At 40.5% G+C, this 18,602-nt stretch carries 17 protein-coding genes, 1 tRNA gene, 2 rRNA genes, 1 other RNA gene, 1 pseudogene and 1 other annotated feature; of the genes and pseudogenes, 6 read left to right on the top strand and 16 right to left on the bottom strand.

Annotated elements, in window-relative coordinates:
* The 8 genes from C6Y02_RS19110 to tadA all read right to left on the bottom strand — a co-directional run.
* Positions 1-196, bottom strand: a 16S ribosomal RNA gene (locus tag C6Y02_RS19110); the annotation flags it as partial.
* Between the two features lie 273 nt (positions 197-469).
* On the bottom strand, positions 470-733 hold the full coding sequence (locus C6Y02_RS19105) for a pro-sigmaK processing inhibitor BofA family protein (RefSeq protein WP_106031977.1): 264 nt from the start codon (positions 731-733) through the stop codon (positions 470-472).
* A 66-nt stretch (positions 734-799) separates the two neighbouring features.
* On the bottom strand, positions 800-1,024 hold the full coding sequence (locus tag C6Y02_RS19100) for a YaaL family protein (RefSeq protein ID WP_003218088.1): 225 nt from the start codon (positions 1,022-1,024) through the stop codon (positions 800-802).
* A gap of 18 nt (positions 1,025-1,042) precedes the next feature.
* Positions 1,043-1,639 (bottom strand): recombination protein RecR, encoded by a 597-nt coding sequence (recR, locus tag C6Y02_RS19095; RefSeq protein ID WP_003218094.1) that lies wholly within the window; start codon positions 1,637-1,639, stop codon positions 1,043-1,045.
* A gap of 15 nt (positions 1,640-1,654) precedes the next feature.
* Positions 1,655-1,978 (bottom strand): YbaB/EbfC family nucleoid-associated protein, encoded by a 324-nt coding sequence (locus C6Y02_RS19090; protein WP_008342011.1) that lies wholly within the window; start codon positions 1,976-1,978, stop codon positions 1,655-1,657.
* A gap of 26 nt (positions 1,979-2,004) precedes the next feature.
* Positions 2,005-3,717 (bottom strand): DNA polymerase III subunit gamma/tau, encoded by a 1,713-nt coding sequence (gene dnaX / locus C6Y02_RS19085; protein WP_034666087.1) that lies wholly within the window; start codon positions 3,715-3,717, stop codon positions 2,005-2,007.
* Between the two features lie 330 nt (positions 3,718-4,047).
* Positions 4,048-4,312: signal recognition particle sRNA large type (gene ffs / locus C6Y02_RS19080), an RNA gene on the bottom strand.
* Positions 4,313-4,388: 76 nt separating this feature from the next.
* Complete coding sequence (gene tadA / locus C6Y02_RS19075; protein WP_003218102.1) at positions 4,389-4,865, bottom strand: tRNA adenosine(34) deaminase TadA; 477 nt, start codon at positions 4,863-4,865, stop codon at positions 4,389-4,391.
* Positions 4,866-4,944: 79 nt separating this feature from the next.
* Here tadA and C6Y02_RS19070 point away from each other — a divergent pair, with 79 nt between their 5' ends.
* From C6Y02_RS19070 to C6Y02_RS19055, 4 genes are all read left to right on the top strand, one after another.
* The gene (locus C6Y02_RS19070) at positions 4,945-5,490 is read left to right on the top strand and encodes a cysteine hydrolase family protein (RefSeq protein WP_106031976.1); all 546 of its coding nucleotides are present in this window, start codon (positions 4,945-4,947) and stop codon (positions 5,488-5,490) included.
* Positions 5,491-5,589: 99 nt separating this feature from the next.
* Positions 5,590-6,837, top strand: coding sequence for a glycosyl hydrolase family 18 protein (locus C6Y02_RS19065; protein WP_411266008.1), 1,248 nt, complete (start codon positions 5,590-5,592; stop codon positions 6,835-6,837).
* 79 nt (positions 6,838-6,916) lie between these two features.
* Positions 6,917-7,540: a deoxynucleoside kinase gene (locus C6Y02_RS19060; RefSeq protein ID WP_034666096.1), complete on the top strand. Its 624-nt coding sequence runs from the start codon at positions 6,917-6,919 to the stop codon at positions 7,538-7,540.
* Positions 7,537-8,196: a deoxynucleoside kinase gene (locus C6Y02_RS19055; RefSeq protein ID WP_106031974.1), complete on the top strand. Its 660-nt coding sequence runs from the start codon at positions 7,537-7,539 to the stop codon at positions 8,194-8,196. The genes C6Y02_RS19060 and C6Y02_RS19055 overlap by 4 nt, the downstream gene beginning before the upstream one ends.
* Before the next feature lie 88 nt (positions 8,197-8,284).
* Here the strand turns inward: C6Y02_RS19055 and C6Y02_RS19050 are convergent.
* The 5 genes and pseudogenes from C6Y02_RS19050 to pdxS all read right to left on the bottom strand — a co-directional run bounded on the left by C6Y02_RS19050 (position 8,285) and on the right by pdxS (position 12,528).
* Positions 8,285-8,377: transfer RNA gene (locus C6Y02_RS19050), tRNA-Ser, on the bottom strand.
* Positions 8,378-8,506: 129 nt separating this feature from the next.
* A pseudogene (locus tag C6Y02_RS19775) lies at positions 8,507-8,839 on the bottom strand (methyl-accepting chemotaxis protein); the annotation flags it as partial.
* 599 nt (positions 8,840-9,438) lie between these two features.
* Positions 9,439-10,713: a serine--tRNA ligase gene (gene serS, locus C6Y02_RS19040; RefSeq protein ID WP_106031973.1), complete on the bottom strand. Its 1,275-nt coding sequence runs from the start codon at positions 10,711-10,713 to the stop codon at positions 9,439-9,441.
* Positions 10,714-10,762: 49 nt separating this feature from the next.
* Positions 10,763-10,979, bottom strand: a binding site (T-box leader).
* Positions 10,980-11,032: 53 nt separating this feature from the next.
* Positions 11,033-11,623: a pyridoxal 5'-phosphate synthase glutaminase subunit PdxT gene (gene pdxT, locus C6Y02_RS19035; protein WP_034666104.1), complete on the bottom strand. Its 591-nt coding sequence runs from the start codon at positions 11,621-11,623 to the stop codon at positions 11,033-11,035.
* 20 nt (positions 11,624-11,643) lie between these two features.
* Positions 11,644-12,528 (bottom strand): pyridoxal 5'-phosphate synthase lyase subunit PdxS, encoded by an 885-nt coding sequence (gene pdxS / locus C6Y02_RS19030; RefSeq protein WP_034666107.1) that lies wholly within the window; start codon positions 12,526-12,528, stop codon positions 11,644-11,646.
* A gap of 245 nt (positions 12,529-12,773) precedes the next feature.
* Here pdxS and pdxR point away from each other — a divergent pair, with 245 nt between their 5' ends.
* A complete protein-coding gene (gene pdxR / locus C6Y02_RS19025) occupies positions 12,774-14,252 on the top strand; it encodes a MocR-like pyridoxine biosynthesis transcription factor PdxR (protein WP_106031972.1) in 1,479 nt (492 codons plus the stop codon).
* A gap of 41 nt (positions 14,253-14,293) precedes the next feature.
* Here pdxR and C6Y02_RS19020 read toward each other — a convergent pair whose 3' ends face one another.
* Together C6Y02_RS19020 and guaB are read right to left on the bottom strand one after the other, a co-directional pair.
* Positions 14,294-15,619, bottom strand: coding sequence for a D-alanyl-D-alanine carboxypeptidase family protein (locus C6Y02_RS19020; RefSeq protein ID WP_106031971.1), 1,326 nt, complete (start codon positions 15,617-15,619; stop codon positions 14,294-14,296).
* A 160-nt stretch (positions 15,620-15,779) separates the two neighbouring features.
* Positions 15,780-17,246 (bottom strand): IMP dehydrogenase, encoded by a 1,467-nt coding sequence (guaB, locus tag C6Y02_RS19015; RefSeq protein WP_066031457.1) that lies wholly within the window; start codon positions 17,244-17,246, stop codon positions 15,780-15,782.
* Positions 17,247-17,367: 121 nt separating this feature from the next.
* On the opposite strand from guaB, the gene C6Y02_RS19010 reads away from it, so the two are divergent.
* Complete coding sequence (locus tag C6Y02_RS19010) at positions 17,368-18,336, top strand: YaaC family protein (protein ID WP_060595635.1); 969 nt, start codon at positions 17,368-17,370, stop codon at positions 18,334-18,336.
* Between the two features lie 11 nt (positions 18,337-18,347).
* Here the strand turns inward: C6Y02_RS19010 and rrf are convergent.
* Positions 18,348-18,463 (bottom strand): 5S ribosomal RNA (gene rrf, locus C6Y02_RS19005).
* Between the last annotated feature and the right edge of the window lie 139 nt (positions 18,464-18,602).

The following is an 18,602-nucleotide window of genomic DNA, read 5'->3' as shown; positions in this document are numbered from 1 at the left end:
CCATGCGGTTCAAGGAACTATCCGGTATTAGCTCCGGTTTCCCGGAGTTATCCCAGTCTTACAGGCAGGTTACCCACGTGTTACTCACCCGTCCGCCGCTAACATCCGGGAGCAAGCTCCCTTCTGTCCGCTCGACTTGCATGTATTAGGCACGCCGCCAGCGTTCGTCCTGAGCCAGGATCAAACTCTCCGAAAAAGTACAAAACCGAAGTTTTGTTTTTCGCCAGTTTGACTGACTACCTATGATGTATCATAGGATTTTTTATAAAAACTCGAATTAACAGGTACGTTTTGTCTTGTTTAGTTTTCAAAGAACTTGTTTACCGCTTCAGAAGCGACTAGAACATCATACCATATTTAAATTGTTAATGTCAACAACTTTTTTGTTATAATGTTTTTTCGTTTCTTCGTCATCAGCGACGTATATTAATTTACCACCCTACAGGATTAAAGTCAACAATATTTCTCATTAAATAATAAATTTTTCAATTACGACTAAGGCTGCTACGCCTGGGATGCCCAATAAACCACTGATTCCACTCGTTACAGGGTTAATAGAGACATGTAATCCTAGACTCTCTCCAAATAGATTGAGGCAAAATAAAAAAAGAGCACCTGCCACAAACTTTACTCCGATCAGCCCTAACCATTTGAAGGGGTTCGCTTGAACACCTGACATAAACAACAATAGTACAGCTATCAAAATTGACCCGATTACAATAACAGGTTCCATAATCCTCTCATCTCCTCTTCATATGAATAGTACAAGCATATGAGAGGACTATGTAAAATAGACCTGCTATCTCCAGTTGTTTAAACGTAAATTCCTCTTTTTCGCTTCTCTTAGATAGAAAAAGTACTTCGCTTGAGCAAGCTTTAATTCGAATAGAATGTCCGGTGAAGGCTCAACGCTATTTGCGACAAGCTTTTTTTGTCTGTTCCATTCTTCCTTTTGCTTAAAAAGCTGTTGAATTAATTTCTCATCGAATTCTTTTCGAATTGATTTTCTGCGAAGAAAACCCATGTACCGTACTTCTCCTTCCTACATCTCACGTCTGCCTTCTAGAGCTTTAGACAGTGTGACTTCATCCGCATACTCTAAGTCTCCACCTACTGGAAGTCCGTGAGCAATGCGAGAGAGTTTAATTCCTGATGGTTTCAACAGTCTAGAGATATACATGGCTGTAGCCTCTCCTTCAATGTTTGGATTGGTTGCAAGGATCACCTCTGTCACTTGATCGTCTTGCAATCTTTTTAACAGGTCAGGAATTTTAATATCCTCTGGGCCAATTCCGTCCATCGGTGAAATGGCACCATGAAGCACATGGTATAAGCCGTTGTATTCTTTCATCTTTTCCATTGCGATCACATCTTTTGGGTCTTGCACTACACAGATAACAGATTGATCTCTTCTTGTATCTTCACAAATATAGCAAGGATCTTGGTCTGTGATATGGCCGCATACCGAACAATAAGTTAAATTACGCTTTGCATTAACAAGCGCCTTCGCGAAATCTAGTACGACATCTTCCTGCATACTAAGAACAAAAAAAGCCAGACGAACCGCAGTTTTCGGTCCGATTCCTGGCAATTTCATAAAGCTGTCAATCAGCTTTGATATTGGTTCAGGATATTGCATCTTCAGTTATTCCTCCTAGAATAAACCTGGCATGTTCATTCCTTTTGTGAATTGACCCATTGTTTCATTCGTTAACTCATCGACTTTTTTCAATGCGTCGTTTGTTGCTGCAAGTACAAGATCTTGAAGCATATCGATATCTTCTGGATCAACAACTTCTTCATTGATTGCTACATCAACAACTTCTTTTTGTCCATTTACTTTTACAGTGACCATACCGCCACCCGCTGTACCTTCAAGGACTTTTTCTGCAAGCTCTTCTTGAGCCTTAGCCATATCCTTTTGCATTTTTTGCATTTGTTTCATCATTTTTTGCATATTTCCCATTCCACCGCGCATATGAACACCACTCTCTTTCATTTTTATTAATCTTTAATTTCAATTAAATCGTTTCCTACTAACTTCTTTGCTTCTGCAATCAATGGATCCTCTTCAGCAGAAGTCCCCTGACCATCTGCCTGTTCATCCGGCTGATGATCTCTTAAAAATTCTTCTCTTATTTTACCCCATTGAGCGTCAGGAACGCCAACTAATTCCACTCTTTTTCCTAACATAGACTCTAATAGCTGCTCAAGGTTGGTTCGAACACCGCTTTTATCTTCGGCAACCATTTTACAGTGTATTTCAAACTTGAATTTTAAAACAAAGGCATGAGAAGCAGCAGCAACTGGTTCACTATCCGTTAATAGCGCAGCATGAGACACCTTATTCTGCTGTTTCAAGTGGGCAAGGAGTTCTCCCCATTTACCTTTAATTTTTTCTAGCTCTGGACGTTTTGCTTCTTTTAGAATCTCGTGAATTCGGCCGACAGGTGCACGGTATCCATTTTTGTTACTCGTTTGTGGTCGAGGTGCTTCCTTTTTTTCTTGAGGATGATGAGAATGAGACATTGGCACACCCTCAGCTCTTATCCTCGATAGCTCCTGTTCCAACCTGTCTATTTTATCCGTTAGCGCCGTTAAATCAGCGTTAGCATGAGCTTGTGTTATTCCAGCCGTTGATTGACATAGCTTGACAACAGCTACCTCAAAGAAAATCCTTGGATGATTCGTCCATTTCATTTCTTGGTGGCTTTTATTCAGCACTTCAATTGTTTCATATAGAAATTGAGGTGTCACACGATCCGAAAGCGTCACGAAATTTTCATCGACCTTTACCTTTTCAAGGACCCCCTCCAGATCTGGTGCCGTTTTATAAAGCAGCATATCTCTAAAGTAAAAGATCATGTCCTCTATTAATTTAGCAGCATCTTTTCCCTGCTGAAGTAATTCATTTAAGGTATCTAACGCTACAGCAATATTTTGATCAAAAATTGCTTCGGCTAGCTGACTAATGAAATGCTGAGAAACAGCTCCTGTAATGAGCAGCGCATCATCAATTGTCAGCTGCTCACCACTAAATGAGATCGCTTGATCTAAGAGGCTTAGTGCATCACGCATACCGCCATCTGCTGCACTAGCGATAATCTCGAGCGAGCCCTCTTGTACATTTAGGCTTTCTGCATCTACAATTTTCTTCATTCTTCCAACAATATCTTTTGTCGTGATTCGTTTAAAATCAAATCTCTGACAACGGGATATGATGGTAAGAGGAATCTTATGAGGCTCTGTGGTAGCCAAAATAAAGATACAATGAGCAGGCGGCTCCTCTAACGTTTTAAGGAGGGCATTAAATGCCCCGATAGAGAGCATATGTACTTCATCTATAATATAAACCTTATATGTAACCGCCGAAGGAGCAAATTTCACTTTATCACGTATATCACGGATTTCATCTACCCCGTTGTTTGAGGCAGCATCTATTTCAATCACGTCTGAAATCGAGCCGTTTGTAATCCCTTTACAGGCATCACATTCATTACAAGGTTCACTCACAGGTGACTTTTCACAGTTCACTGCCTTCGCAAAGATTTTGGCAGCACTTGTTTTACCTGTTCCTCTAGGACCTGAAAATAAGTAAGCATGAGAAAACTTCTTCTGCAAAAGGGCATTTTGCAACGTTTTTGTGATGTGTTCTTGTCCAACAACATCCTCAAAAACTTGAGGTCTGAACACTCGATATAAAGCTTGATAACTCACAAATACGCCCTCCTCCATTTATCATCATTTTCATTATACATGATGCACCGATCAATTCAAAAGCACACCTTTATTTTCTAATAAGCGAAAATGATGATTTCAACTATAGATTTTCTACTTTTTATGAATCAAAAACGTGTTTTCTAGATTTTCGAATTGTTCTGCAACACCATGGAGAACTTTTGTTCCTATTGTGATTAATGAAAAAACAAAAAGACTCTAAAAAGGTTTTTTGCCTATTTGTATAAACAAAGCAGCTGAGCTATTCTTTAAACAGCAACAAAAAACTCACCTAGATTAACTAGATGAGTTACATTTAATATTGATTTACCGTGCACCTTCTGTCGATTCGCTACCCCAAGCGTTACTTAAACAGTTAGCTCGGCCCAGGCAACCCTGCGGCACATGAGAGGTTTCACTTAATGCTGCTTCCTTCCGGACCTGACATGGTTCATGAATTCCCATTGCGCAGGACCCAGACGTCAACACCACTTATTTAAGGCAGACCTTGAAGTAAACGAACCTTGAGAAGGGATTCGGCCTCGCTAGAGCGGATTGCGAGTACAGGGCACCGCTACCTCCCCGCTTAGCACGGCAAAATGAATATTAAATTGTTAGTGACGCAGACATAAGTATACCTTCTTATAGCTGAAATTGCAAACAACATCCATTCATTTACTTTTGGCTTGTTTCTTTCGCTGACGGAGATTTCGGAAGAACTGACTTAACAGCTCACCGCACTCATTTTCAAGTACACCACCAATGACTTCAGACTGATGATTGAACCGTTCATCATCCAGTAAATTCATTAAAGTACCTGCACATCCACCTTTTGGATCGTATGCACCGAAAACGACCTTTTTCACTCTAGAAAGGACAATCGCTCCCGCACACATAGGACACGGTTCAAGCGTCACATAAAGTACAGCATCTTCTAAACGCCAGCTTCCAGTCGTTTTACACGCTTCATCAATAGCAAGTAATTCTGCATGTGCAATTGAACGCTGCTCTGTTTCCCTTAAATTATGAGCGCGGCTCACAATTTGGTCATCAACAACGATGATGGCACCGATTGGTACTTCTCCTATTTGTTCTGCTTTTAAGGCTTCAGAAATAGCTTCTTGCATAAACTGTTCATCTCTCGTCATAGCACGGCTCTCTTTTCATGTTTTTTAAAAGGATATTGAGGTTAACATATTAGCACAATCTTTTAAAGGGGGTCTTACTTTGTCAAAGGCACTGCTTATTATCGACATGATTAATAATTTTGATTTTGAAATGGGACATGTGCTCGCTAATAAAACAGAGCAAATGACCAATAAGATTTTAGCTCTTAAAGATCATGCTTTCAAGGAAAATTGGCCAATCATCTATATCAACGACCACTACGGTCTCTGGAAGGCTGATATTCAAGCTGTGATGGAAACATGCAAAAACGAAAGAAGCGCCCCTATTTTAGAGAAAATGGCACCATCTAAAGATGATTACTTCTTAATTAAACCGAAGCATTCTGCCTTCTATGGAACTGCACTAGAGACACTCTTAAATGAATTAGGTATACAAGACATCATTTTGACTGGAATTGCAGGAAACATTTGCGTTCTGTTCACTGCAAATGACGCATACATGCGAGAATACAACTTAATTGTACCTAAAGATTGTATCGCATCAAATGACGACAGAGATAACGAATATGCTTTAACGATGATGGAGAACGTTCTACTAGCAAAAATCACCACTGCTAAAGAGATCACGAATGAAAATCAAACATGATTTATCCATAACCCTCATAAATTGTTAGCAATAACAAAGGGGGCGTTGACTATTCAAATTTATGTTGTCAAAAGAGGAGATACTTTAAACGAAATTGCCATGCGTTTTAAAACAACAGTCAATGAAATCATTCGTACCAACGATATTGAAACACCAAATCAACTCGTCATTGGACAAACAATTGTCATTCCAATTAGAGGACAATTTTATGAGGTCAAACAAAATGACACACTTTATCAAATTGGAAGACGATTTCGAATTTCAGTGGAGGAGTTGGCACGTGTGAATAGAATTCGGCCTGAAGCGATACTACCTATTCGCTTCTTGCTCTATATTCCTCAAAGACCGAAAAGGAACATTAATTCGAATGCTTACATTGAACCAAGGGGAAATCAAGTCAGTGAAAACTTAAAACAAGCAGCTAGAGAGGCCTCTCCATATTTAACCCATTTAGGCGCCTTTAGTTTCCAAGCGCAAAGAGACGGAACACTGAAAGAACCACCGTTAGAACAGCTACCTCAAATAGCCGCTCAGAGCAGAACCGTTTTATCCATGGTAGTGACAAACCTAGAGAATGAAAAATTCAGTGATGAACTTGGGCGAATTCTTTTAAATAACCAATCTGTCAAAACCACATTTTTAAATGAAATCGTTCGTGTTGCTAAAAAGTATCAATTAAAAGAAATCCATTTTGATTTTGAATATTTACGTCCTGCTGATAAAGATGCTTACATTCAATTTTTAAGAGAGGCAACAACCCGCTTCCATCAAGAAGGATGGACAATATCTGTTGCACTTGCCCCTAAAACAAGTAGTCAGCAGAAGGGAAAATGGTATGAAGCTCATGACTATGAAGCCATCGGGAAGATCGTCGATCATGTTGTGTTAATGACCTATGAATGGGGATACAGCGGCGGCCCTGCACAAGCTGTCTCTCCCATTGGACCTGTCCGCCAAGTCATTGAATATGCACTGACCGTCATGCCGGCCAATAAAATTGTTATGGGGCAGAATTTATATGGCTATGATTGGACGCTTCCTTACGTCCAGGGCGGCCCCATTGCTAAAGCCGTCAGTCCTCAACAAGCGATTGCCATTGCTAGAAATAATAATGCCTCCATTCTATACGACGAAACAGCACAAGCACCTTATTTTCGTTACACAGATGCCACTAATAAAGAGCATGAGGTATGGTTCGAAGACGCTAGATCGATTCAAGCAAAGTTCAATCTCATCAAAGAGTTAAACTTGAACGGAATTGCTTATTGGAAATTAGGTCTATCCTTCCCACAAAATTGGCTCTTATTATCAGATCAATTTAATATTGAAAAAAGAACGACATCGTAACCCATTCGCTCTATCTCTCGGAAGGGGTATGGTACAATATACATTGGTTTGACAACTTTATAGATAGAGGAGAACGCCTATGTATCCTGCCCCTTTTATTGCAGTGGAAGGCCCAATTGGAGCCGGAAAAACAACTTTGGCTACAATGCTTGCGAAGGAATTTCAATTTCCTTTAGTAAAAGAGATTGTAGAAGAAAATCCATTCTTAGATAAATTTTATGAAGATATGGAACAATGGAGCTTTCAGCTTGAGATGTTCTTTTTATGCAATCGGGTCAAACAGTTAGAATCTATTGAAGAAAACTATGTGAGTCAACAGCAGCCGATTGTCACTGATTATCATGTCTATAAAAATATGATATTTGCAGAAAGAACATTATCAAAAAAGCACATGGACAAATACAGAAAGATCTATCACCTGCTAACAGATGATCTGCCTAAACCAAATGCCATAATCTATATAAAAGCCAGCCTTCCTACCTTACTTGAAAGAATACAGATGAGAGGACGCTCTTTTGAAGAAGACATCGACCCAGCTTATTTAAAAACACTCATTGAAGATTATGAGCTGGCCATTGAACATTTAAAACAGACTGACCCAGGGCTTCCTATCATTACAATTGAAGGAGATCATACAGACTTCGTTTCCTCACAGCAAGATTACCAGCAAATTGTACAGAACATAAAGGAGCAAGTACTATGAACAATATCGAAATACCAAAGGATGCAGTGATCACAATCGCCGGGACTGTTGGTGTCGGAAAATCCACTATGACTAAAACGATAGCGGACAAGCTAGGCTTTCAAACCTCTCTTGAAAAAGTAGATGACAACCCATACTTAGAGCCCTTTTATTCAGATTTCCAAAGATGGAGCTTCCATTTACAGGTCTATTTCCTAGCCGAGCGTTTTAAGGAACAAAAGCGGATTTTTGAATCTGGTGGAGGATATGTGCAAGATCGTTCAATTTATGAGGACACAGGCATTTTCGCGAAAATGCATGCGGACAAAGGTACGATGTCTGAAGTAGATTATGAAACGTATACGAGTCTATTCGAGGCGATGGTGATGACACCTTACTTCCCTCACCCTGATGTACTCATCTATTTACACGGGGATTTAGATCATATTTTGAATCGTATTGAAGAACGCGGCAGAGAGATGGAAACTCAAACTGATCGAGCCTATTGGGAAGAAATGTACACTCGGTATACGGAATGGATCGAACAATTCGATTTATGCCCAGTGATTAAAATTAACATTGAAGATTACGACTTACTTCATGATGAAAGCTCACTTGATCCCATTCTTCATGAAATTGCTTCTGTTATACAAAAAAATCGCTCTAAAACAAAATAAAAAAACCGCTGCATTTCGCGAATGCAGCGGTTTGACAATTCCAATTTTTATGCTTGCGTTTTAATTCAACTAAGGTAAAAAATCAATATGGCGGAGGAAGAGGGATTCGAACCCCCGCGGGCTTTGACACCCCTGTCGGTTTTCAAGACCGATCCCTTCAGCCGGACTTGGGTATTCCTCCGTATCGACAAGAATTAATATACCATATCATTTTAATTCAAGTCAACATCTTTTCGAAAAAAATTTCAATAAGTTGTTTTGGTATGAGAATCTGCCCTTAAAAAAGCAGCCATTAACGGCTGCTCTTGATCTATTTTGTATCCTGTCTAATCTCTTCAATAAACTGATTCATCTCTTCTTTAAACTCATTTAATGATTCAATAATTTTCGTAAAGTCTGTCACTTGTTTGGCTTGTTCATTTGTTGAGCTGCTGATTTGTGAGATGTTTTCAGACAAAGTGCTAATACTGTCTTGGATTTCCTTTAAGAAGGTATTAATGGTTTCAGCCGCTTCCTTTGAGCCATCTGATAATTTACGAACTTCATCAGCTACGACAGCAAACCCTTTTCCATTCTCGCCTGCTCTTGCTGCTTCAATTGCAGCATTTAGACCTAGTAAGTTTGTTTGTCTAGCGATCCCGCCAATGGTTTTGACGACTTCTTCAATATTTGCAGATTTCTCTTCCGCTCTTCCTGCCTGTTCGCTTATTTCTAAACTTGTGGCCGCCAGCTCTTGTGAATGCGCAGCAATTTGTTCGATTCCACCTTGGAGTTCTTTCGCTACATCATTGATATGCTCCATATAACCGCTTAATTTCTTTTCACGATGATGTGAAAATGCCACTAAAAAAGATCCAATTACTTTTCTATCTTCATCAAAAATCGGGTAACCTTTTACAGCAATTTCATAACCATATAAAGACTCTGGTAAATGACCATCATATTCTTGTCCTCTTAATGTCGTCGCCACGTTTTGGTCTTCTGGGTTCAATGGGTCCCCAACTTTCACGCCAAAATCTATTGTGTTAGACGGGTAGTAACAAAGCACCTTCTCTGTATCAGTGATGCCGAAAAGAATACTTTCATCTAGAACTTTTCTAATTAATTGAGCCATTTCAACATAATAGTCAAGCCTATTCAAGGTTATTCCTTCTTTCCTAGAAGCTTTTATTTTTTTATCGGCTAAATTTAGGAAAACTGTAGGACTTTTGGTAAAAAGAAATAAGATACCATAGCGGCATCTTATTTCATCACTTCTTTATTTCCCATATAAGGACGCAGTACTTCAGGAATAATTACTGTGCCGTCCTCTTGTTGATAGTTTTCTAAAATGGCAGCCACGGTTCTTCCTACTGCTAAACCAGATCCATTTAACGTGTGGACATGCTCTGGCTTCGCTTTAGGCTCTGGACGGAATCGAATGTTTGCGCGTCTTGCTTGGAATGCTTCGAAGTTACTGCAAGAAGAAATTTCACGATACGTATCTTGGCTCGGAATCCATACTTCGATGTCGTATTTCTTCGCAGCCGTGAAGCCTAAATCTCCCGTACACATGCTCATGACACGGTATGGCAGGTTTAATAGCTGAAGGACTTTTTCTGCTTGATTTGTTAGTTTCTCTAATTCTTCATAAGAATTTTCAGGTCTAACAAATTTCACAAGCTCTACCTTATTAAATTGATGCTGACGGATGAGTCCGCGTGTATCTCTTCCGGCAGATCCAGCCTCTGATCTAAAGCAAGCACTGAATGCTGCATAATTGATTGGCAGCTGTTCCCCTTCAAGAATTTCATCACGGTGCATGTTAGTAATAGGTACTTCAGCTGTTGGAATGAGGAAATAATCTTCTTCACGGATTTTAAAGGCATCCTCTTCGAATTTTGGCAGCTGCCCAGTCCCTGTCATGCTAGCTCTATTGACCATGTAAGGTGGGAGCACTTCAGTAAAACCAAACTCATCGACATGTAAATCGAGCATAAAGTTATATAGTGCGCGCTCTAAGCGTGCGCCAAGCCCTTTATAAAAAACGAATCGGCTTCCTGTGACTTTTCCTGCGCGTTCAAAATCAAGAATGTTTAGCTCATCCGCTACATCCCAATGTGGTTTTGGCTCAAATGAGAAGGCCGGCTGTTCGCCCCATTTTCTCACTTCCACGTTGTCATCTTCTGTTTCCCCAACCGGTACAGTGTCATGAGGGATATTCGGAATAGAGAAGAGGATGTGCTGCAAGCTTTCTTCTACTGTTCTTAGCTCATCATCCAGCTTTTTAATCTCATCTCCTACCTCACGCATTTCTTGAATAATGTGATCGGCATCTTTCTTTTCTCTTTTTAGAACGGCCACTTGCTGTGATACTTCATTTCTTCGGCTCTTTAATTCTTCTGTTTTCCCGATTAGTTCTCTTCTTTTTTGATCCAGTTCACCAAACTTATCAAAATCCGCTAAATCTTCGCCTCGGTGTGCTAATTTTTCTTTGATTTGATCAAAGTCCGTGCGCAGTTGTTTAATATCCAGCATGTGTAACACTCCTTTTTTTATCGAAAAATAAAAAGAGCCCTCATCCCATGAAAGGGACGAGAGCTCTCGCGTTGCCACCCTGATTGAAAACATGCAGAAGCATGCTTTCCTCTTTCCTCTGTAACGGTATCACCGTAAATGCTTACTTCTCGTGTTTCAGCATTTCGCTCAAGGATGGATTCAGACTGCATCTTTCACCGATTCGCACCAACCATCGGCTCTCTGAGAAAGAGGGGCTTCTTACTATTTCCCGTCAACGCTTTTTCGATCTTTGATTGTGATTTTAATGTACTATAAGTTTTATCTCTTTTCAACCGTTTTATACAGCGAGCTTCGTTTTGTAAGACTTCACCATTTCAACAAACAGCTGTGTTAACCGGTGATCGTCTGTCAGCTCTGGATGAAAAGAACAGCCTAAGATATTGTTTTCTTTCGCCATCACAATCCTGCCATCATATTCAGCCATGATTTCTACGCTCACATCTGCGCTGATGATATGAGGCGCACGGATGAACACCCCTGTAAACGGCGCATCCAGCCCTTTTACTTCTAGATCTGCTTCAAAGCTGTCTACCTGTCTGCCAAATGAATTCCGTGCAACAGATACATTTAACAATCCAAGATGGGCATCTTCTCGATCTTCAATATGTTTTGCCAGCATAATCAAACCGGCACATGTCCCGAAAATCGGTTTCCCTTCTGCAGCGAACGCTTTAATCGGTTCAATGAATTGGTACGTATCCATGAGTCTCCTCATCGTCGTGCTTTCTCCACCAGGGATAATAAGACCGTCAACGGATGCTAGCTCTTCTGCTCGTTTAATGATCTTACCTTCTGCATCGCAGGCTTCAATCGATTGAATATGCTCTCTCACGGCTCCTTGAAGCCCTAGTACACCAATTGTTAGCATGTTCATTTGCGCTCCCTTAATTACCAGCCACGCTCTTGCATACGCTCTTCTGGCAGTAGATTTGAGATTTCAATTCCTTTCATGGCTGTTCCAAGCTCTTTTGAAAGTTCTGCAATGAGACGGTAATCTGTGAAGTGAGTCGTTGCTTCAACAATCGCTTTTGCAAATTTCGCCGGATTGTCTGATTTAAAAATACCAGATCCAACAAATACACCGTCTGCTCCAAGCTGCATCATTAACGCAGCATCTGCTGGTGTCGCAACGCCTCCAGCTGCAAAGTTAACAACTGGGAGCTTGCCGTCTTTTTTGATTTGAAGCAATAATTCATAAGGTGCTCCTAGGTTCTTGGCTTCTGTCATCAGTTCATCTTCACTCATTGCTGCTACTTTACGAATCTGAGCATTGACCTTTCTCATATGACGGACAGCTTCTACAATGTTGCCTGTCCCAGGTTCCCCTTTCGTACGAAGCATCGAAGCGCCTTCTGCGATACGGCGGGTTGCTTCACCTAAGTCACGGCAACCACAGACAAAAGGTACTGTGTATTCATTTTTATTTAAATGGAATTCCTCATCTGCGGGCGTCAGCACTTCACTCTCATCGATATAATCAACACCAAGTGCTTCAAGAACACGAGCCTCGACAATGTGGCCGATACGTGCTTTTGCCATGACTGGAATCGTTACTGCATTTTGTACTTCCTCTACGATTCTCGGGTCTGCCATACGGGCTACACCGCCGGCTGCACGGATATCAGCTGGTACTCGTTCTAGTGCCATAACTGCCACCGCACCTGCTTCTTCTGCGATCTTTGCCTGCTCAGCATTGACGACATCCATAATGACGCCACCCTTTTGCATTTCTGCCATTCCACGTTTCACTCGTTCAGTTCCCTTATTGCTCACAATAGTTTCCTCCCATTTGTCAATTCGATTGATTTACCTCTTTATCATACAAGCGAGACAGTATAACAATAAAGAGAATAGTATAACAATTCAATCAGCCGACAAAAAAGCCTAAACCCTTGTATATAAACGATTTCTGGCTAAAAATAAGTCGTTTTTTCTTTGAAGTGTGATTTACATGCTATAATGCAACTATAACAATTCAAATTCATGTATAACAATTTTGCACTCAATGGAGGTTTCTCATGCATATTGATATCCATCGACATTCTGATACATCTCTTTCGAATCAGATTTACTTTTCGATCATTGATCATATTCAATCGGGTTTGCTTCAGCAGGGAGATAAGCTGCCAACTGTACGTGATTTAGCAAAGCAGCTGAATGTGAGTCTTGTCACGGCAGCAAAGGCATACACACGGCTGAAGGACGACGGATATTTAACGACTGTGCAAGGTAAAGGGACGTTTGTGGATGAGCTGCAAAAGCAGTCAGATATTCCGGTTCCATCATCTACCTCTTTTGATTGGCAGTTATCCATTCCGGATTATTTACCACGGTCTCAATTTGCTCAGTATCACTATGTCGAAGAAGCGATCAACCTTTCTTCCTCTATGATTGATCCAGGGCTTTTGCCAAACCGGTATTTAGAAAAAGAAATGCAGCATGTACTAGCCAGACATCCTCAAATCATGTCGAAGTATGGGGAAATTCAAGGGGATCTTCAGCTTAGGCAAGTCATTCAGTCTTTTTTAGAAAAGCTGGGTGTGCCTTCTACTCCTGAAAATATTCTTGTAACTAGTGGTTCTCAGCAAGGGCTTGATTTGGTCGCACGTGCGTTTATCGGTCCTGATGATGTAGTTGTCATGGAAGCACCAACCTATCCAGGCGCCATTGATGTCTTTATGGGTAGAGGGGCAAGAATTATTACAGTCCCTGTTGATCATGAAGGAATGAACATGAAGCAGCTTCAAAGCATTTGTGATAAATATAAACCAAAGCTCATTTACACGATTCCTACTTTTCACAGTCCGACAGGCGCCAGTATGTCAATGAAACGCAGAAAACAACTTCTCTTACTGGCTCAAAGTATTGATTGTCTCATTGTAGAGGATGATCCTTATCGTGAGCTATATTTCGAAAAGAAGCCGCCTACACCTATTAAAAGTCTGGATCATGATGGACACGTCATTTATTTACGAGGTTTAAGTAAAACACTTGCTCCAGGATGCAGAATTGGGATTATCACTGCTTCAGGCTCGATATTTAATCGTTTATTAGCTGCAAAGGCCAATAATGATTTAGGCAGCCCTCTTCTCACACAAAAAGCCATTCTGCCATTTCTGACTTCAAAGAAAATGATTGATCATACAAAAAAGCTGCGAACCGCCTTGAAGGTGAGACGTGATTTAATGATAGATGTGTTAACGAAGCATGCACCAAAAGATGTGACGTGGCAAATTCCTCAGGGCGGGCTCAATTTATGGCTTAGCTTTCCTTCCTGGGTCGATACACGTGCACTGCTGCATGAGGCACGTAAGCAGCAAATTACCTTTCTGCCTGGCTCTGTGTGCTATCCTGGAGAGCCGAAGCAAAACTATATCCGCCTCAGCTTTTCTTATGTGAATGAAAAGGCACTGACCGAGGGCGTGGAAAAGTTATGTGGTATTTTTCAGCAAGCCTTGTCCACTCCTCAAAATCACAAACAATCGCTTTTCTTTTAACGATAAAAAAACTGCTCTCTATGCATGAGAGCAGTTTTTTATTAGAACCAACCTTTTACTGTGTCAACGATTCCGCCCCAAATGCCAGCGAAGAATCCACCTACACTACGCATTGCAAGGATGAACCAGTTTGCTTTTTCATCGCCTGTTTTCGTTATAAGCTCAACACCTGATTGATCTTTATTCAAATAGCCGTAGTCCTTCTCATCACCAGAATAAGAAGTCGTCAGCATGCCAACCTTCGTTCCTTTTTTAATAGGAGCTTCTAGTTTCTTTTTCTCGATATTTACTTTTGCTTTAAAGCTCTTTTCGTCGCCATTTTTTACTGGCACAGAGAAAGCTTCTTTCGTGACGACAGGTACTTCTTTGTCTTTGCCTTTATCGACTTCGATGTTTTCATGTCCTTTGATCTGTTGACCTTTTTTGTACATTTCTTTCATCGTGAAGTTTTTAAATGCATAGTCGAACAGTTTTTTCGCCACGTCGAAACGTGCTGTATGAAGATTACCTTTTGCATTCAAGATCACAGCGATGACACGCATGTCACCTTGTTTTGCGGTACCTGTGAAGCTAGAACCAGCTGAATCCGTAGAGCCTGTTTTCAGACCGTCTACACCTTCATATTCCTTCACAAGTCCTTTAAGCATGAAGTTCCAGTTAGGCATGTCCATTTCATCGTCTGTGCCTTCTCTGAACTTTGTTTTCGCGATACTTGATGTTTCAAGAATTTCTGGATGGTCTTTGATGAGATGCTGTGCAAGCAATGCCATATCTTTCGCAGATACTTCACTTTCTTCATCAGAACCTGTACCTTTTGGCTGTTTGCCATGTAAATCTTTATTTTCTAGTCCAGTTGCATTCACGAATTTGTAGTTAGTTAAACCAAGTTCTTTCGCTTTTGCGTTCATTTTTTCAACGAACTTCGATTCTGATCCAGCGATCACTTCTGCTAAGCCAATCGCTGCTGCATTTGCCGAATAAATAGCCGTTGCTTGATAAAGTTCTTTCACTGTATACGAGCCATCTTTTCTCAAAGGAACGTTTGATAAACTGCGGTCCTGAGAAATTTCGTATACATAATCATCTGGCGTATACGTTTGATCCCATTTCACTTTGCCTTCAGCAATCGCCTCTAGTAATAGATACTCTGTCATCATCTTTGCCATACTTGCAATAGGCAGTCTTTGTTCTGCGTTTTTACTATAAAGAATTTTACCTGTAGAAGCTTCAATTAGGATTGCTGCTTTCGCATTCACATTGAATGGATCTTCAGCTGCTTTTGCTTTGGACATTGGTGTAAATGCTGTCACAATCAATGCCAGTGCAAGGATAGAGACCATAAGCTGTTTCAACATCTTGCTGTTCAATCGTCATACCTCCGTATTCATCTTTTTTCGACGTATTTCATATATATTTAATCCACAAGGGCTTATTTCAACACAACAGTATAAATTTTATCACAATAAAGACAAAAAAAATAGACAGAGTCATAGACCCTGTCAAATGTAATTTGATTGTCACAATTTATCAAGAAATTGTGTAGTTTGGTGATTCTTTTGTAATTTGTACATCATGTGGATGACTCTCACGAAGTCCTGCACCAGTCATGCGAATGAACTGTGCATCTTCTCTAAGTGCGCGTAAGTCCTGAGTTCCACAATAGCCCATACCAGAACGGATACCGCCAACTAGTTGATACACTGTATCAACGACTGGTCCTTTGTACGGTGTACGGCCTTCAATACCTTCTGGAACGAACTTTTTATTATCTTCTTGGAAGTAACGATCTTTACTTCCTTTTTCCATTGCAGCGACTGACCCCATACCGCGATAAACTTTGAAGCGTCTACCTTGGAAAATTTCTGTGTCTCCTGGGCTTTCAGATGTACCAGCTAGAAGGCTTCCAAGCATAACAGCATGTCCACCAGATGCTAGAGCTTTTACAATATCACCTGAATATTTAATTCCACCATCTGCAATAATAGCTTTACCATGTTTTCTTGCTTCTGTTGCACAGTCATAGATCGCTGTGATTTGTGGTACACCAACACCTGCAACAACACGTGTTGTACAAATAGATCCTGGTCCGATACCGACTTTCACAATATCTGCTCCTGCTTCAAACAATGCTTTTGTTGCTTCGGCTGTTGCAACATTACCAGCAATGATATTAAGAGAAGGATACGTTTCACGGATTTTCGATACAGTGTTAAGAACACCTTGTGAATGACCATGTGCAGTATCAATGACAACGACATCCACATTGGCTTCGACTAATTTTCTCACACGAGTCATTGTATCGCCAGTGACACCAACAGCGGCACCAACAATTAAACGGCCATGTGCATCTTTAGAGGAGTTAGGGAATTCGATCACTTTTTCAATATCTTTGATGGTGATGAGACCTTTTAACGTTCCTTCGTCATCTAAAAGAGGTAATTTTTCAATTTTATATTGCTGTAGGATTTTTTCAGCTTCTTCTAACGTCGTACCTACAGAAGCTGTCACAAGTTCCTCTTTTGTCATCACGTCGCTAATCTTCATTGAATAATCCGAAATAAAACGAAGGTCACGGTTCGTAATAATACCAACAAGCTTTTGATCTTCTTCGTTATTTACAATCGGTACACCTGAAATACGGTATTTACCCATTAGGTGCTCTGCATCAAATACTTGATGCTCAGGTGTTAAGAAGAATGGATTTGTAATAACGCCGCGCTCTGAACGTTTTACTTTATCCACTTGTTCTGCTTGTTGCTCAATAGACATGTTCTTATGAATGATACCAAGACCACCTTGACGTGCCATTGCAATCGCCATTTGTGATTCCGTCACCGTGTCCATTCCTGCACTGATAATTGGAATGTTTAGTTTTAATGTGCTTGTTAACTCAACTGATAAATCGACATCACGCGGAAGTACTTCAGACTTAGCTGGAACAAGCAAAACATCGTCAAACGTCAAACCTTCTTTTGAAAATTTACTTTCCCACATTAGTAAATCCCCCTCTTTTCGGCAAAATATTATATGTAGATTATCAACTAGGAAACAGCATGTCAAGGAAGCAACAAACAGTTGCAATTTTTAGAAAATATAAAGAGAGTTGAGGAAGAAGATGAAAAGTTCAGGATGGAAGGATTTAAAACGTTTTTACTCACTCGAAACTTCCCAAAAGTTTCTATATCAACAATATGAGAAACGAAGCATTCAAGATGCAAACCAGCAAGCCTATAAAAACTGTGAACGGTTTATTTACTTTTTAAAGCATGGCCATACGTTCTATGAACAGGCAGCTATCGCTCCACTCGAACTGAAGCCGATTTTATTGTTTTATGGAATGGCTCAGTTGCTAAAGGCATGTTTACTGACAGTTGATCCTCACTATCCTTCTCAAACCTCTGTTTTGGCCCACGGCGTAACATCGAGAAAGAGAAAGAAGCAGCACTACCGTTTTAGTGAAGATGAAGTGAAAATTCAGCGAAATGGACTATGCATGCATGTGTTAAAGCATCTATTTCATTTAAATGGTCTTGAAGATGAGCGATTTACGATGATTCATCTCCTTTCAAAGATACCTGAAATGAGTCATATTCTGGAGTTTCAAAAGCAGCCCTCGACATTAGTTAAAGTGGAAAAGGTTAATGGGATGATGATTCAAGATCATATTCCATTGCTTTATAACATGTCTGCTGAACGCTTTATTGAATACTTTGAGTTCCATACAAGTTGGAAACTCAAGCAAAGAGAAGCCAAAAAGCTGACGTTTGATGTAGCTCTAGAAGAAAATCCAGCGCTCGCTACTCATCTACATTATGATTTAGAAATGGATCAATGGTTTATTCCGTCAACTCGTGATTCATTTTTAGGGATTCCTGAGATCATCAGCCATTACTTATTAATGTATAACCTCAGTATGATTGCCCGCTACGAAACTGAATGGTGGTACGAGCTGCTGTCTCAATACATTAGTGATGATTACGTCATGATTGAACGCTACATGGAGATTGCCGAAGAGAAGTTCCCAGCTTATATCATGATGCTGTTAGAAGAAAATACAAAAAAGACCAGTTCCGTATGGAACTGATCCTTAGAAAAGCTTGGCGGCGTCCTACTCTCACAGGGGGAGACCCCCAACTACCATCGGCGCTGAAGAGCTTAACTTCCGTGTTCGGTATGGGAACGGGTGTGACCTCTTCGCTATCGCCACCAAACCTGATGGTGAGAATGTTCTCTCAAAACTAGATAACAATGTTCATGCTTCACATTAGAATATAGGTTAAGTCCTCGATCTATTAGTATCTGTCAGCTCCACGTGTCACCACGCTTCCACCTCAGACCTATCAACCTGAT

This window comes from Bacillus sp. NMCC4, from assembly GCF_002998555.1.
Taxonomy (GTDB): domain Bacteria; phylum Bacillota; class Bacilli; order Bacillales; family Bacillaceae; genus Bacillus.
This window is presented reverse-complemented; position numbering and strand designations above follow the sequence as displayed.

What these genes read in the sequence shown, in the direction of transcription:
- C6Y02_RS19105 (WP_106031977.1), bottom strand. Translation starts at nt 733, where the DNA reads ATGGAACCTGTTATTGTAATCGGGTCAATTTTGATAGCTGTACTATTG.
- C6Y02_RS19100 (WP_003218088.1), bottom strand. Translation starts at nt 1,024, where the DNA reads ATGGGTTTTCTTCGCAGAAAATCAATTCGAAAAGAATTCGATGAGAAA.
- recR (WP_003218094.1), bottom strand. Translation starts at nt 1,639, where the DNA reads ATGCAATATCCTGAACCAATATCAAAGCTGATTGACAGCTTTATGAAA.
- C6Y02_RS19090 (WP_008342011.1), bottom strand. Translation starts at nt 1,978, where the DNA reads ATGCGCGGTGGAATGGGAAATATGCAAAAAATGATGAAACAAATGCAA.
- tadA (WP_003218102.1), bottom strand. Translation starts at nt 4,865, where the DNA reads ATGACGAGAGATGAACAGTTTATGCAAGAAGCTATTTCTGAAGCCTTA.
- C6Y02_RS19065 (WP_411266008.1), top strand. Translation starts at nt 5,590, where the DNA reads ATGCGTTTTAAAACAACAGTCAATGAAATCATTCGTACCAACGATATT.
- C6Y02_RS19060 (WP_034666096.1), top strand. Translation starts at nt 6,917, where the DNA reads ATGTATCCTGCCCCTTTTATTGCAGTGGAAGGCCCAATTGGAGCCGGA.
- C6Y02_RS19055 (WP_106031974.1), top strand. Translation starts at nt 7,537, where the DNA reads ATGAACAATATCGAAATACCAAAGGATGCAGTGATCACAATCGCCGGG.
- serS (WP_106031973.1), bottom strand. Translation starts at nt 10,713, where the DNA reads ATGCTGGATATTAAACAACTGCGCACGGACTTTGATCAAATCAAAGAA.
- pdxT (WP_034666104.1), bottom strand. Translation starts at nt 11,623, where the DNA reads ATGCTAACAATTGGTGTACTAGGGCTTCAAGGAGCCGTGAGAGAGCAT.
- pdxR (WP_106031972.1), top strand. Translation starts at nt 12,774, where the DNA reads ATGCATATTGATATCCATCGACATTCTGATACATCTCTTTCGAATCAG.
- guaB (WP_066031457.1), bottom strand. Translation starts at nt 17,246, where the DNA reads ATGTGGGAAAGTAAATTTTCAAAAGAAGGTTTGACGTTTGACGATGTT.
- C6Y02_RS19010 (WP_060595635.1), top strand. Translation starts at nt 17,368, where the DNA reads ATGAAAAGTTCAGGATGGAAGGATTTAAAACGTTTTTACTCACTCGAA.